Source organism: Streptomyces sp. NPDC048825, assembly GCF_043198355.1.
GTDB classification, from domain to species: Bacteria; Actinomycetota; Actinomycetes; order Streptomycetales; family Streptomycetaceae; genus Streptomyces; species Streptomyces xiangluensis.
In genome coordinates this window covers 324,162-338,160 of the sequence record NZ_JBICUR010000003.1, presented here as the reverse complement: position 1 = coordinate 338,160, position 13,999 = coordinate 324,162, and the positions used below count along the sequence as shown (strand labels likewise).

13 protein-coding genes and 1 riboswitch are annotated in these 13,999 nt (G+C 68.2%); of the genes, 7 read left to right on the top strand and 6 right to left on the bottom strand.

Annotated features, from left to right (window positions below; all coding sequences use genetic code 11):
• Positions 1-39: 39 nt before the first annotated feature.
• From ACGFNK_RS10180 to ACGFNK_RS10155, 6 genes are all read left to right on the top strand, one after another.
• Positions 40-348, top strand: a complete 309-nt coding sequence (locus tag ACGFNK_RS10180) for a DUF3311 domain-containing protein (protein WP_393413812.1) — start codon at positions 40-42, stop codon at positions 346-348.
• Positions 345-1,979, top strand: a complete 1,635-nt coding sequence (gene mctP, locus ACGFNK_RS10175; RefSeq protein WP_393413809.1) for a monocarboxylate uptake permease MctP — start codon at positions 345-347, stop codon at positions 1,977-1,979. The genes ACGFNK_RS10180 and mctP overlap by 4 nt, the downstream gene beginning before the upstream one ends.
• 265 nt (positions 1,980-2,244) lie before the next feature.
• Entirely contained in the window at positions 2,245-3,234 is a 990-nt protein-coding gene (locus tag ACGFNK_RS10170) for a nucleoside hydrolase (RefSeq protein ID WP_393413806.1), read from the top strand.
• A gap of 73 nt (positions 3,235-3,307) precedes the next feature.
• Positions 3,308-3,814, top strand: coding sequence for a GNAT family N-acetyltransferase (locus tag ACGFNK_RS10165; protein ID WP_393413803.1), 507 nt, complete (start codon positions 3,308-3,310; stop codon positions 3,812-3,814).
• A 114-nt stretch (positions 3,815-3,928) separates the two neighbouring features.
• Positions 3,929-4,022: riboswitch (cobalamin riboswitch) on the top strand.
• Between the two features lie 164 nt (positions 4,023-4,186).
• Complete coding sequence (locus ACGFNK_RS10160) at positions 4,187-6,586, top strand: ribonucleoside-diphosphate reductase subunit alpha (RefSeq protein WP_393413800.1); 2,400 nt, start codon at positions 4,187-4,189, stop codon at positions 6,584-6,586.
• Complete coding sequence (locus tag ACGFNK_RS10155; RefSeq protein WP_393413797.1) at positions 6,583-7,602, top strand: ribonucleotide-diphosphate reductase subunit beta; 1,020 nt, start codon at positions 6,583-6,585, stop codon at positions 7,600-7,602. The genes ACGFNK_RS10160 and ACGFNK_RS10155 overlap by 4 nt, the downstream gene beginning before the upstream one ends.
• Here the strand turns inward: ACGFNK_RS10155 and ACGFNK_RS10150 are convergent.
• Positions 7,515-7,751 carry a hypothetical protein gene (locus tag ACGFNK_RS10150; RefSeq protein ID WP_386339177.1) on the bottom strand — a complete coding sequence of 79 codons (237 nt, stop codon included), beginning with the start codon at positions 7,749-7,751 and terminating at the stop codon, positions 7,515-7,517. The two genes, ACGFNK_RS10155 and ACGFNK_RS10150, sit on opposite strands and share 88 nt — an antisense overlap.
• A gap of 93 nt (positions 7,752-7,844) precedes the next feature.
• Between ACGFNK_RS10150 and ACGFNK_RS10145 the strand changes: the two genes are divergently transcribed.
• A complete protein-coding gene (locus ACGFNK_RS10145) occupies positions 7,845-8,822 on the top strand; it encodes a GlxA family transcriptional regulator (RefSeq protein WP_393413794.1) in 978 nt (325 codons plus the stop codon).
• Positions 8,823-8,849: 27 nt separating this feature from the next.
• Here the strand turns inward: ACGFNK_RS10145 and ACGFNK_RS10140 are convergent, their stop codons facing one another.
• From ACGFNK_RS10140 to ACGFNK_RS10120, 5 genes are all read right to left on the bottom strand, one after another.
• Complete coding sequence (locus tag ACGFNK_RS10140; protein ID WP_393413791.1) at positions 8,850-10,223, bottom strand: cytochrome P450; 1,374 nt, start codon at positions 10,221-10,223, stop codon at positions 8,850-8,852.
• On the bottom strand, positions 10,220-11,305 hold the full coding sequence (cyc1, locus tag ACGFNK_RS10135; RefSeq protein WP_393413788.1) for an epi-isozizaene synthase: 1,086 nt from the start codon (positions 11,303-11,305) through the stop codon (positions 10,220-10,222). The genes ACGFNK_RS10140 and cyc1 overlap by 4 nt, the downstream gene beginning before the upstream one ends.
• A 383-nt stretch (positions 11,306-11,688) precedes the next feature.
• Complete coding sequence (def, locus tag ACGFNK_RS10130) at positions 11,689-12,339, bottom strand: peptide deformylase (protein ID WP_393413785.1); 651 nt, start codon at positions 12,337-12,339, stop codon at positions 11,689-11,691.
• Between the two features lie 129 nt (positions 12,340-12,468).
• A complete protein-coding gene (locus ACGFNK_RS10125; protein ID WP_386339192.1) occupies positions 12,469-13,449 on the bottom strand; it encodes a tetratricopeptide repeat protein in 981 nt (326 codons plus the stop codon).
• 146 nt (positions 13,450-13,595) lie between these two features.
• Positions 13,596-13,985 (bottom strand): roadblock/LC7 domain-containing protein, encoded by a 390-nt coding sequence (locus ACGFNK_RS10120; protein ID WP_386339195.1) that lies wholly within the window; start codon positions 13,983-13,985, stop codon positions 13,596-13,598.
• Between the last annotated feature and the right edge of the window lie 14 nt (positions 13,986-13,999).

The following is a 13,999-nucleotide window of genomic DNA, read 5'->3' as shown; positions in this document are numbered from 1 at the left end:
CGCTTGCACAGGTGATCAGTGAGGGGACGGAGCCGCCCTATGTCAGAAGCGACAGATGCGCCGGATGCGCCAAGAGCGCCTGAGGTGAAGCCACCGGTGGTCACACCGGTACGTGTGGTGATCGCCCTCTGCCTCTTCGCGCCGTTCGTGGCGATGCTCTGGGTGGGCACGTACGCGAAGGTCGACCCGGCCTTCATCGGCATCCCGTTCTTCTACTGGTACCAGATGCTCTGGGTGCTCATCTCCACGGCGCTCACGATGATCGCGTACCAGCTGTGGCAGCGTGACCAGCGCGCCCGCAAGGCCGACCGGTCCAAGGCCTCCCGGAACGGGGGTGCGTCGGCATGAAGGACGGCGTGAACGGCGTCGCACTCGCCGTCTTCATCTTCTTCTTCCTGGCCGTCACGGTCATGGGCTTCCTGGCCTCGCGCTGGCGCAGGGCCGAGAACGAGCACAGCCTCGACGAATGGGGCCTGGGCGGGCGGTCGTTCGGCACCTGGGTCACCTGGTTCCTGCTCGGCGGCGACCTCTACACCGCCTATACGTTCGTGGCGGTACCGGCGGCGATCTACGCGGCGGGCGCGGCCGGCTTCTTCGCCGTGCCGTACACCATCCTCATCTACCCCCTGATCTTCACCTTCCTGCCGCGGCTCTGGTCGGTGTCGCACAAACACGGCTACGTGACGACCTCGGACTTCGTACGCGGGCGGTTCGGCTCGAAGAGCCTGTCGCTGGCGGTGGCCGTGACCGGCATCCTCGCCACCATGCCGTACATCGCGCTCCAACTGGTCGGCATCCAGGCCGTGCTGGACGTGATGGGCGTCGGCGGCGGCGAGAACACGAACTGGTTCATCAAGGACCTGCCGCTGCTCATCGCCTTCGGCGTACTGGCCGCGTACACGTACTCGTCGGGTCTTCGCGCCCCGGCCCTCATCGCGTTCGTGAAGGACACCCTGATCTACATCGTGATCGCGGTGGCCATCATCTACATCCCGATCAAGCTGGGCGGCTTCGACGACATCTTCGCCGCGGCGGGCGACGCGTTCAGCCAGACCAACGAGGCGACGGGAGCACCGCGCGGTGCGCTGGTCCCGGCCGAGGCCGGCCAATGGACGTACGCCACGCTGGCGTTGGGCTCCGCGCTCGCGCTGTTCATGTACCCGCACTCGATCACGGCGACGCTGTCCTCGCGCAGCCGTGAGGTGATCCGCCGCAACACCACGATCCTGCCGCTGTACTCCCTGATGCTGGGCCTGCTCGCGCTGCTGGGTTTCATGGCGATCGCGGCCGGAATCAAGGTGGAGAACGGGCAGTTGGCGATCCCGCAGCTCTTCGAGACGATGTTCCCCGACTGGTTCGCGGGTGTCGCCTTCGCGGCGATCGGCATCGGTGCGCTGGTCCCGGCGGCGATCATGTCCATCGCTGCGGCGAACCTCTTCACCCGCAACATCTACAAGGACTTCATCAAGCCGGACGCGACCCCGGCCCAGGAGACGAAGGTCTCCAAGCTGGTCTCGCTGCTGGTGAAGGTCGGCGCGCTGGCCTTCGTCCTGACGATGGACAAGACGGTAGCGATCAACTTCCAGCTTCTGGGCGGCATCTGGATCCTCCAGACCTTCCCGGCCCTGGTCGGCGGCCTGTTCACCCGCTGGTTCCACCGCTGGGCGCTGCTCGCCGGCTGGGCGGTCGGCATGGTGTACGGCACGGTGGCCGCGTACGGGGTCGCCTCGCCGACGCAGAAGCACTTCGGGGGCTCCAACGCGGAGATTCCGGGGCTCGGGGAGATGGGCTACATCGGCCTGACGGCGTTCGTACTGAACGTGGTGGTGACGGTGGTCCTGACCTTCGTGCTGCGCGCGGCGAAGGCGCCGGAGGGTATCGACGAGACGTCTCCGGGGGACTACACGGCGGATGCGGGTGATGCGGGGGTGCAAGTGGAGTTGCCGCCGGCTACAGCTACGGCTGGGGCGGGGCACTAGGGGGCTGGGGCGGGGGTGTTTCGCCCCCGCCGCCCCTACCCGTCCCATCCCGGGGCCAGCCCCGCACCCCGCTGGGGGCTGCGCCCCCAGACCCCCATCGGCCTGAACGGCCTCGTCCTCAATCGCCGGACGGGCTGACAATCAGCCGTCCGGCGATTGAGGACCGGGGGTCCGGGGGCGGAGCCCCTGGGGAACGGGAACGGGTAGGGGCGGCGGGGGCGAACTCCCCCTGGCGGCACGACCGCCCGCGGCTACGCTGGTCACCGTGACCCTTCGTTCACCGATCGTCCTCGACAGTGACCCCGGCATAGACGACGCCCTGGCCCTGCAGTACCTCCTCGGTACGGGGCTGTGGGACCTGAAGGCCTACACCTCTGTGGGAGGCAACCTCCCCGCCGAGCAGACCTACCTCAACGCCCGGGCCCTGACCCGCGCCCTGCGCATCGACGCCGACGTACCCGTGCACCGCGGCACGGGCCGCCCCCTGACCCGCCTCCCGTACACGTCCGCGTCCGCCTTCCACGGCAAGGCGGGCCTCGGCAACGAGACGCTGCCCGACTCCACGGCCGCCCACCTGCCGGAGTCCTCGGCGCAGGCCCTCATCCGGCTCTCCCGGGAGTACGAGGGTGAACTCACCGTGTGCGCCACGGGCCCGCTCACGAACGTGGCGATCGCACTCCTGGAGGACCCGGCGTTCGCCCACCGCGTCAAGAAGCTCGTGTTCATGGGCGGCGCCGCGCAGGTGCCCGGGAACGTCACCCCGGTCGCCGAGTTCAACATCTGGGCCGATCCGGACGCCGCCGAGGTCGTCATGTCCTCCGGCATCCCGTTCACGATGGTCGACCTGGACGCCTCGCTGCGCTGGCTCTTCCGGCCCGCCGACCTCGCCGCCGTGGAAGCGGCGGGCGCGGGCACGGCGCTGGCGGCCCGCCTGCTGCGGGTCTACATGGACGCCTACCGCCGCCACGGCGGGGGTGACGCCTGCCCGCTGCACGATCCGCTCGCGGTGGGCGTGTGCGCGGACGAGTCGTTCATCACCGTCGCGGAGGGCGCGGTCATCGTCGAGTCCGCGAGCGAACTGACCCGCGGCAAGACCGTGTTCATCCCCTCAGCCGCACAGCAGGTCTACTACGCGGACTCCCCCGTCCTCACCTCCCGCACGGCCGTCACTGGCCGCGTCGCCCTCGGCCCGGGCCCCCGCGACTTCGTGAAGGACTTCGTGGCTACGCTGCCGCAATGGCCGGGGGTGGGCTGAGTCCCCCGTGCTGAGATCCAGTACGGGGAAAACCGCAGGGCCGTTGTCGTACCGCTGATGCACACTGCACCGCATGGACATCGTGATCAGGCGGGCAGCCCCGGAGGAGTACGAGACCCTCGGCGAGATCACCGCACAGGCCTATCTCGGGGACGGCCTGCTCGACTTCGGAGAGAGCGACGAGTACCTGGGCGAGCTGCGGGACGTCGCCAAGCGGGCCGCAGCGGCCGAGGTGCTGGTCGCCGTCGAGCACGACCGCGTGCTGGGCGGCGTGACGTTCGTACCCTCCGGCGGACCGATGGCCGACATCGCGGAACCCGGTGAGGCCGAGATACGGATGCTGGCCGTCGCCCCCGAGGCCCGCGGCCGGGGTGTCGGAGAGGCGCTCGTACGCGCCTGCACAGATCGCGCACGGGCCACCGAAGGCTGCGTACGCATCGTCCTGTCGACCCAGCGCACCATGCACTCAGCCCATCGTATCTACGAACGTCTCGGCTTCACCCGCACTCCGGAACGCGACTGGAATCCGATCCCGCACCTCGACGACATCAGACTGCTGACCTACGAGTTGGAGCTGTAGAGGCCGTCACTGTTCACGCGGCTCTTCAGCCTGAGCCCGCCACGCAACACAACATGTGGGGTGCACTTCCCAAGCCCAGCACAAGATGTATGCTCATGCTCGCTGTCGCCGCAGGGGAATCCGGTGCGAATCCGGAACTGTCCCGCAACGGTGTACTTGTGCATGTCCGTCCCCGGGACGGACGTGCGCGAGCGTCAGTCCGAGGACCTGCCGACAGCGCGCCCAGGCCGATCCGGCCCGGGCGACCATGACGTCCGGGCCTCGCGGAGTGGGCCGGTGGACGCGGCGTCCCGCTGCGCAGAGCGCGTACGTCCGTGTGCCCCGAACCACCCTCTCCCCGCAGGCCCCTTGCCGAGCGAGGGAGAGCCCCACGTGACCATCGCGCCAGCCGATCCGGTCTCAGCGAAAGCGACACAGGACCAGCAGGACAGGGCCGAGGCCGACGGACCAGGGACCGCGTTGCTGCGGACCCTGATCGACCTCACCGCCGATCTCCCCGACACCGACCCGGGCAGGGTCGCCGCCGCGGCCTTGCGCGGCCGGTCCGCGCACGGGGCGAGCGTGCCGGTGATCACAGCGGAGCTGCGCGAGCTGGCCACCGAGGCGGCCGCGGGTCTGATCTCCGAGGACCCCGCCTATTCGAAGCTGGCCGCCCGGCTGCTGACCATCAGCATCGCGGCCGAGGCCGCCTCGCAGGACGTGCGGTCATTCTCCGAGTCGGTCGCGGCGGGGCACCGCGAGGGCCTGATCGCCGACCGCACCGCCGAGTTCGTACGGATCCATGCGGCTCGCCTCGACAGCCTCATCGACCCCGAAGGCGACGACCGCTTCGGGTACTTCGGGCTGCGTACGCTCCACAGCCGGTACCTGCTGCGGCACCCGATCACCCGGTACGTCATCGAGACGCCCCAGCACTTCATGCTGCGCGTGGCGAGCGGGCTGGCCGATGACGACACCACCCGTTCCGTGGACGAAGTCGCCGCGCTCTACCGCCTGATGAGCCGCCTCGACTACCTGCCCTCCTCCCCCACCCTGTTCAACTCCGGTACGCGGCACCCCCAGATGTCGTCCTGCTACCTCCTCGACTCTCCGAAGGACGAGCTGGACTCCATCTACGAGCGCTACCACCAAGTCGCCCGGCTCTCGAAGCACGCGGGCGGCATCGGCATCGCGTACTCCCGGATCCGTTCCCGCGGTGCGCTGATCCGCGGTACGAACGGGCACTCCAACGGCATCGTCCCGTTCCTGAAGACCCTCGACGCCTCCGTCGCCGCCGTGAACCAGGGCGGCCGGCGCAAGGGTGCCGCAGCCGTCTACCTGGAGACCTGGCACTCCGACATCGAGGAGTTCCTGGAACTGCGCGACAACACCGGCGAGGACGCTCGCCGTACGCACAACCTCAACCTCGCGCACTGGATCCCGGACGAGTTCATGCGCCGGGTCGACGAGGACGGCGTGTGGTCCCTCTTCTCCCCCTCCGACGTGCCCGAACTGGTCGACCTGTGGGGCGAGGACTTCGACGCGGCCTACCGCAAAGCGGAGGCGGACGGTCTCGCCAAGAAGACCATCCCGGCCCGCGATCTGTACGGCCGCATGATGCGCACGCTCGCCCAGACCGGCAACGGCTGGATGACGTTCAAGGACACCGCCAACCGCACCGCCAACCAGACCGCGCTGCCCGGCCACACGGTCCACTCCTCCAACCTCTGCACGGAGATCCTGGAGGTGACGGACGACGGGGAGACCGCGGTCTGCAACCTGGGGTCCGTCAATCTGGGTTCCTTTGTGGACGCATCGGCCGGTGATATCGACTGGGAACGGCTCGACTCCACCGTCCGTACCGCCGTCACCTTCCTCGACCGCGTCGTCGACATCAACTTCTATCCGACCCGGCAGGCGGGCGGGTCGAACGCGAAGTGGCGGCCGGTGGGCCTCGGCGCGATGGGGCTCCAGGACGTCTTCTTCAAGCTGCGCCTGCCCTTCGACTCACCGGAAGCCAAGCAGCTCTCCACAAAGATCGCCGAGCGCATCATGCTCGCCGCGTACGAGGCCTCCGCCGACCTCGCCGAGCGCAGCGGCCCGCTCCCGGCCTGGGAGAAGACCCGTACGGCCCGGGGCGTTCTGCACCCCGACCACTACGACGTCGAACTCACCTGGCCCGAGCGCTGGTCGGCCCTCCGGCAGCGCATCGCCGCCACCGGCCTGCGCAACTCCCTCCTCCTCGCCATCGCGCCCACCGCCACGATCGCCTCGATCGCCGGCGTCTACGAGTGCATCGAGCCGCAGGTCTCCAACCTCTTCAAGCGCGAGACCCTGTCGGGCGAGTTCCTCCAGGTCAACTCGTACCTGGTGAACGAACTGAAGGACCTGGGAGTTTGGGACGCCCGCAGCCGCGAGGCGCTGCGCGAGGCGAACGGCTCGGTGCAGGACTTCGCCTGGATCCCCGAGGACGTACGACGGCTCTACCGCACGGCGTGGGAGATCCCGCAGCGCGGCCTGATCGACATGGCCGCCGCCCGGACCCCGTTCCTGGACCAGTCCCAGTCCGTGAACCTCTTCATGGAGACACCGACCATCGGCAAGCTCTCGTCGATGTACGCGTACGCCTGGAAGTCGGGCCTGAAGACGACGTACTACCTGCGTTCCCGCCCGGCAACCCGCATTGCCCGCGCGGCGCAGGCACACGCGCGGACCGTCCCCGTACAGGCGCCCGACGAAGACGCCGTCGCCTGCTCCCTGGAAAACCCCGAGTCCTGCGAGGCCTGCCAGTGACCAGCACCACCCGAACCCAGAATCTCCTCGACCCGGGCTTCGAGCTGACCCTGCGCCCCATGCGCTACCCCGACTTCTACGAGCGCTACCGGGACGCGATCAAGAACACCTGGACCGTGGAGGAGGTGGACCTGCACTCGGATGTGACGGATCTCGCGAAACTGTCACCCGGCGAGCAGCACCTCATCGGCCGCCTGGTCGCGTTCTTCGCGACCGGCGACTCGATCGTCGCGAACAACCTGGTGCTCACGCTCTACAAGCACATCAACTCCCCCGAGGCGCGGCTCTACTTGAGCCGTCAGCTCTTCGAGGAGGCCGTGCACGTCCAGTTCTACTTGACGCTGCTCGACACCTACCTCCCCGACCCGGAGGACCGCGCAGCCGCCTTCGACGCGGTCGAGAACATCCCGTCCATCCGCGAGAAGGCCGAGTTCTGCTTCAAGTGGATGGACTCGGTGGAGCAGATCGACCGGCTGGAGTCCCAGGCCGACCGCCGCCGTTTCCTGCTCAATCTCACCTGCTTCGCCGCGTGCATCGAAGGGCTCTTCTTCTACGGTGCCTTCGCGTACGTCTACTGGTTCCGCAACCGCGGCCTGCTGCACGGCCTGGCCACCGGCACCAACTGGGTGTTCCGAGACGAAACGATGCACATGAACTTCGCCTTCGACGTGGTCGACACCGTCCGCAAGGAGGAGCCGGAGCTCTTCGACGACGCGCTTCAGCAGCAGGTCACCGACATGCTCCGGGAAGCCGTCGAGGCCGAGCTGCTGTTCGCGCGCGACCTGTGCGGTGACGGCCTCCCGGGGATGAACACCGACTCGATGCGGCAGTACCTGGAGTGCGTGGCCGACCAGCGGCTGACGCGGCTCGGCTTCGCTCCGGTGTACGGCTCCGAAAACCCCTTCTCCTTCATGGAGTTGCAGGGCGTTCAGGAGCTGACCAACTTCTTCGAACGGCGGCCTTCGGCGTACCAGGTGGCGGTGGAGGGCACCGTCGACTTCGACGAGGACTTCTGATCCCCGGCTGAAGCCTGCTCGGCCTCCCTGAGCTGACGGTCGATGCGCCGGTCGCGCACGATTCCGATCACGGCGGGGAGGACGAGCAGGGCCAGGATCCCGAGGACGGTGACCATTCCGATGAGTGCTTCCATGCGTGTCGTATCCATGGACACCACTGTCGCGCCGATTACTCCTTACCGTCAGTGGCAGGACTGCCGCACACCCTCGATTTCCTGCCACGCTTCAGACATACTGGCAGCATGCTCAACAACGTGGCCGCGGTCCTGCTCGACGGTGTGCATCCCTTTGAACTCGGTGTCGTCTGCGAGGTGTTCGGCCTCGACCGCAGCGACGAGGGCCTGCCCGTGTACGACTTCGCGGTCGTCACGGCGGAGGGCCCGTCGCTGCGCACCCATGTCCCCGGGTTCACGGTCTCCACTCCGTACGGGCTCGACCGGCTCGAAGTGGCCGACCTGATCGCCGTACCGGCCGGAAGCGACTTCATCGGTCGCGAGTACCCGCCCGGGCTGCTCGACTCGCTGCGCCGGGCCACCGACCGCGGGGCGCGCGTGCTCAGCGTCTGCTCCGGCGTCTTCGTGCTGGGCGCGGCCGGACTGCTCGACGGGCGGCGCTGCACGGTGCACTGGCGGCACGCGGACGAGCTCTCTCGCCGCTATCCGCGGGCGACCGTCGAACCCGATGTGCTGTACGTCGACGAGGACCCGGTGATCACCTCGGCCGGCACCGCCGCCGGTATCGACGCCTGTCTGCATATCGTCCGTAAGGAGCAGGGGCCGGAGGTGGCGAACAAGATCGCCCGCCGGATGGTCGTGCCGCCGCACCGTGACGGCGGTCAGGCCCAGTTCGTCGAGCGCCCGCTGCCGTTGTCCCGGTGCGACACGGTCGGCGAGGTGCTGGTGTGGATGGAGCGTCACCTCGACGAGGAGATGACCGTCGAGCAGCTCGCCGCCCGTGCGCACATGTCCCCGCGCACCTTCGCGCGCCGTTTCCAGCAGGAGACCGGCACCACGCCGTACCGCTGGCTGCTGCGTCAACGGGTGCTGCTGGCCCAGCAGTTGCTGGAGGCGACGGACGAGACGATGGACGCGATCGCGGGCCGTACGGGGTTCGGGACCGCGGCCGCGCTGCGCCATCAGTTCGTACGGTCGCTGGGGACGACCCCGCAGGCGTACCGGCGCACGTTCAGGGGTCCGCGGGACGAGCCCGAGGTCGCCTGAACGTGCGCCCGCGGTGCGGTACGCGGTTCAGCGCGGTATGGCCTTCAGCAGGAGCCGGGTGGGCTGGAGCGTCAGGCCGACATGGGTCGAGCGGTCTGCCTCGGGCACGAACTCGAAGCGCCACTTCGGGATCACCGTCGCCAGAATGATGGCCAGTTCGGCCATCGAGAAGTGGTCGCCGGGGCACTTGCGATTGCCCACGCTGAACGGAACCATCGCGTACTTCGGGACGTCCTTGGCGCGCTCCGGAAGCCAGCGGTCGGGGTCGAACTCCAGATGCCTCTCGTACGACCTCGGATCGCGCTGGACGGCCATAGGGCTGTAGACGACATCCGCACCGGCCGGAATGCGATACCCGCCGAGTTCGGTTTCGGCGAATGCCCGCCGGGTCAGTATCCACACCGCCGGGCGCAGCCGGAGCGCCTCGGTGATGACATTGTTGGTGTGCGTGAGCTTCCTGACGTCGCCGAGTGTGATGGTCCGGTCACCTACGACGGATTCGACTTCTTCGCACAGCCGCTCCGCGTGTTCGGGGTGCTCGGTGAGCAGGTCCAAGATCCACATCAACTGAACCCCGGTCGTTTCACTGCTCGCCGTCAGAAACGAAATGACTTGGTCGTGCAACTCCTGCTCGCTGATCGGCTCGCCATTCTTGTCCTTCGCCTCGAACAGGACCGACAGCAAATCGTCCGGGCCGTCCATGGGGACGCGGCGGCGCTCGGCGATGAGTTCGTCGGTCAGTCGGTGCATTTCGGCCAGCGCGCGGTCGAATTCGCGGTGGGAGGGGAGCGGCAGCCGGTAGAACGGCCCGAACGACAGGCACATCCGCCGGAACAGCCGCGTGATCACGATGTGGAGTGCGGCGTTCAGCCGGTCGGAGAGCTCGTCGATGTTCTCGGTCCGCAAGAGGCAGCGGGCCATGACGCGGATGGCGATACGGAAGGCCTCCGCCGTGACGTCGACCGTGTCACCGGGCCGCCAGCGGTCGGCGAGGGCACGCGCCTCCTCGACCATCACCGATTCGTACCGCTGGATCGCGTCCATGCGCAGCGGGGGCTGGATCGTCCGCCGCTGGCGCCGGTGCGTGGCGCCGTTGCTGGTCACGACTCCCTTGCCGAGGAGCACCTCCACGGTGTCCCACAGCGGTCCGCCGATCCCGAAGTCGGGGCTCAGGCCCAGGGCTCCGGTGTGTTCCGGACTGTTGATGGCGTACACCGTCTTCGGTCCCAGCCTGATCCGGACGACGTCACCGTGGTCGCGCAGCCGGGTGAGGAAGCCCACCGGGTCGCGCACCATCTTCCAGCTGTGGCCGAGGACGGGCAGTGCGCCCGCGGCGAATTCGGGTTCGAGCGGCTTCGAGGCGGCCTCGGTCGCCTCGGGTTGTGCGGACTCGACGGTCATTTCTCACCTGCCGCTTCATTGTTGACGTAGGGGGGTGTGGAGCGGTCGTCCCAGCTGTCGACCCGGTACCGGCCGGACTCGTGGTGGAACCAGTAGACGGAGCTGAACCAGTTCCGCATATTGAACAGACACACCCGTACGGCAGCCGCTAATGCGGCGCCGCGCGCGGATCCGGTGTCGAGCCGGTTGGCGTACAGCAATACCTCCTTTTCCACGCGGAGAAATTCGGTGATGGCGCCCTGGACCCGCTGCCGCACTTCCGTGACAGCCTCTGTCAATGTCAGCCCTTCATGGTGAATGAGACTGATTCCGAGATTGTGGACCTCATCTCCCGCTATTTCTTTGGGGAGTGAGCACAGATCGTTGTACCAAGCGGCGAAATCCTGGCACAGAAGGGCCGCCCGCCGGTATGTCGGATTCTTCAGTACGGCGTTCGGGAGTTCGTACTCCGCGCTCGGTTCCAGCAGATCGAGCCAGATCCAGTGCGCGAAGGTCAGCCGCCGCAGTGCGAGATATTCCTCGACGGTGGGGACGATACCCGAAGTACGGTTGTGGAATTCCCGGTCGTACGCCTCGATGACGGCGTGGAAATGCCGCGCGAAGCGGACGTTCCACCTCCTGCTCAGGAACGAGTACAACCGCACCATGCTGTCCGCGAACCCCGCGACCAGGGGGTCCCGGTGGTGCAGATGGTCCTGGGGGGAGTCGAGAGCCGCGTGCAATTGGTGCTTGAGGCGCCGCCAGGCCACCGGCCTTTTATGGATCACGTCACGGTCGTGCCGGTCGTCCCAGACGAAGAACCACGCGCTGTAGTCCGCGATCGCCTGGAGGACGTCGTCCGGCGCACCGATGTAGTAGCCGGCCATCAGGTCCGTGTAGCACAGCTCATCTGCGTAAGCCGCGACCTTGTCGGGCGACATCAGGCGCTTTTCCAGTAGCCAGGCCCGGGTGTTCTCCTGAAGCCTGGGCCAATACGGGTGGAGTTGCCGGGGAAACTCCGTCTCGATCACCGGGAGAGTGAGCGCCGGTGGAACCGCGACCCGGGTGTGCGTTGTTGCGGTGCTCTGTGAGAAAGCAGGCACGAACAAACCCCTCTCAGCCGCCTGTTGACATATGCCCCTCTCGCTCTCCTGGGCATGTGTCGTTTGCCTATCCCCGCCCTTCCATGAAGCACCACAATCGACTGTTAGGGAACAGATCTGCTCCCCGCACTACCCCATGGTGCCGAGAACGCCCTCTTGCGTGACTCATTTTGGTTCTATGAAGAACAAAAGGGATCGAACGTCCGACGGACACACGAACGACGCCTGGTCGGGAGGGGTTTCCGACCAGGCGTGGTTCGCAGGGGACGTATGGGTGACCCGTGGGCCCCAACTCTCGTTTTCCGTCCCGGCAGTTCAGCCGCCGTTCAGCCGCCCTTCGTAAGACGGTCGGCACTGGATCGGCAGCGGGCGCCGGGGGGGGGTCAGTCGTTGGCCACGACCGGGTAGCGCGGTTCGTTCTCGGCCATCTGCCGAAGCGCCTCCTTGCGTTCGCGCTTGGAGAGCCGGTCGATGTAGAGGTAGCCGTACAGGTGGTCCGTCTCGTGCTGGAGGCAGCGTGCGAAGTAGCCCGTGCCGCGCACCTTGATCGGGTTGCCCTTCTCGTCCTGCCCGGTGACCTCGGCGTAGTCGGGACGGGCGAGCGGCGCGTACGCGGTCGGCACGGACAGGCAGCCTTCGCTGCTGTCGTCCAGGCTGCGCTTGTCGGCGGGCAGGTCCACCAGCTTCGGGTTGCAGACCACACCGACGTGGCGCTTGCCCTCGTCGTCCCCGCAGTCGTAGACGAAGACCTTGAGGTCGACGCCGATCTGGTTGGCGGCCAGGCCCACACCCTCGGCGGTGCGCTGGCTGGCGAACATGTCGTCGACCAGCTGGGCCAGCTCGTCTCCGAAGTCGGTGACGTCCTTGCACTCCTTGTGCAGCACGGGGTTCCCGACGACCGTGATGGGCCGTGAGGTGCCGCGCTCGCGGTACGCCGCCTCGCGCTCCTCGCAGTCCTCGGTGTCGATGACGAAGCCGTCGTCGTCCACGGGGAGCACGCCCGCGTGCTGCTGATCGGTGTCCTGCTGCGCCATGACCGACGTATGCCTTCCTGGGATCCTCAAGAAAAAGTTGCGGGTACAGCCTACGGCGCCCATCCGTGCCCCGGAGGGGCGCGACCAGCCACCCCGACGGCCCACAGCCGGCAACCGTCCTCGCAACCCCTAACAGACCTCTTCGAGATCCCGCCAGTCCCGGGTGTCCGGGCTGTCGGCAACCCACCCGTCGAGCAGGCCCCGCACCAGCGAGGCGGGCGCCGCGAGGCCGCACTCGCGCTCGGGCATCCACAGCTGCCCGTCGGTGCGATGGCCGAGCGGACCCGGATGCCCCGGCTCGCTGTGGTCGTGCGGGTCGAGATGCTCGCCGTCGCCCTCGTCGGACGGCATACGGGACTCCGAGCACATTCGGCACAGCAGCCGCACGGAGGACGACCAGTCCTCGGCGGCGAAGCCGGCGTCGGCCGCGAGCCGCTCCAGGGCGTCCCGGTCGTCCTCGGTCTCCGCTTCCAGGAGTACGACCCAGGTGGGGACCGGTGAAGGCGCCCACAGCTCGATCTCGTCGAACACGGGATACGCGTGCCCGGCGGCCGTGGTCCGCTCGCCGTGCGGTACGCCGTCGTGCAGCACGACCTCGCCCCAGCGCCGCCCGGAGGACGGCAGCGGAATGGACAGCACCTCGATCCGGGCCGGGTCCAGCCGGCGCCCCCATACGACCTCGGCCTCGCCCTCGGGCGACAGCCGTACGGCAGCGCTGCCCAGCTCCATCCCGACGGGCTCTCCGGAGGCGGTGGCGCCGCCGGGCACCTTCAGCCCGTACGCCTGCCAGGCCCGCCGTGCCAGGGGCCAGTCCTGCAGGGCGGTGGCCGCGATGCCCACGTTCCACCAATCAGGCGCCCCGGTCGCCCGGTCGAGCAGCGCCACGGCCCTCAGGCCGGCGGCCCGCGCCTGCTCCCAGTCGTGCCGGAACTTGTGCAGCAGGGCGAGGTTGAACCAGGACTCGGACAGCCAGGGCTCCAGGTCCGCCGCACGCGTGAGAAGCGCCCCCGCGTCCTCGTACCGGCCGTCGCCGATCAGCGTGAACGCGCGGTCGGTGGCCTGCCGCCATGAGGCGGAGGGCCGGTGCCGTCCCTTGCCGAAGATCCTCACGATTCCCGCCTGCCAGTTCGTCGAAGAGCGTGCAGCCTCGGGCTGGACTGTGCCCCCTGTTGTCCTCTTCCTCGCATCCAACCACGTACGGCCGGACGGGCGCTCATTACCCAGGGGTTACCCAGCCTGGACCGGGGTCAGACCGCTCAATGCGCCACGTCGGAGGCGAGCGCCTTGGTCAGCTGTTCAACTGTGGCCGGTGACTCGCGCTGGAACGCGGCGAGATCGAGGCCGTCGTCGCCCTTGACCGTGAGCAGGGCGCGGTCGCCCACGGCGAGGACGATGACATGCCCCGAACCGCAGCGGGCCACCACCTCGCGGAGCGCACCGACACCGGCGGTGTCGGCCATGCGACGTCCCACACCGAGGGTCGCGGCGGCGAGGGCGGAGACGGACTCGGGGTGAACGGTGTCGGTGTCCGCGACGACGAGGAGGCCGTCCACGGTGGACAGGACGCTCTCGGAGACCCCCATCACCCGTTCACGCAGCGAGGTCAGAATGCCGGTCAGGGAATCGGGCGATGGGTTTTCGGTCATGGATCGCGCTCCTT

Excerpts from the sequence above, each read along its gene's own strand:
- ACGFNK_RS10180 (WP_393413812.1), top strand. The coding sequence starts at position 40 with ATGTCAGAAGCGACAGATGCGCCGGATGCGCCAAGAGCGCCTGAGGTG.
- mctP (WP_393413809.1), top strand. The coding sequence starts at position 345 with ATGAAGGACGGCGTGAACGGCGTCGCACTCGCCGTCTTCATCTTCTTC.
- ACGFNK_RS10165 (WP_393413803.1), top strand. The coding sequence starts at position 3,308 with ATGGACATCGTGATCAGGCGGGCAGCCCCGGAGGAGTACGAGACCCTC.
- ACGFNK_RS10150 (WP_386339177.1), bottom strand. The coding sequence starts at position 7,751 with ATGGATACGACACGCATGGAAGCACTCATCGGAATGGTCACCGTCCTC.
- ACGFNK_RS10145 (WP_393413794.1), top strand. The coding sequence starts at position 7,845 with ATGCTCAACAACGTGGCCGCGGTCCTGCTCGACGGTGTGCATCCCTTT.
- ACGFNK_RS10140 (WP_393413791.1), bottom strand. The coding sequence starts at position 10,223 with ATGACCGTCGAGTCCGCACAACCCGAGGCGACCGAGGCCGCCTCGAAG.
- def (WP_393413785.1), bottom strand. The coding sequence starts at position 12,339 with ATGGCGCAGCAGGACACCGATCAGCAGCACGCGGGCGTGCTCCCCGTG.
- ACGFNK_RS10120 (WP_386339195.1), bottom strand. The coding sequence starts at position 13,985 with ATGACCGAAAACCCATCGCCCGATTCCCTGACCGGCATTCTGACCTCG.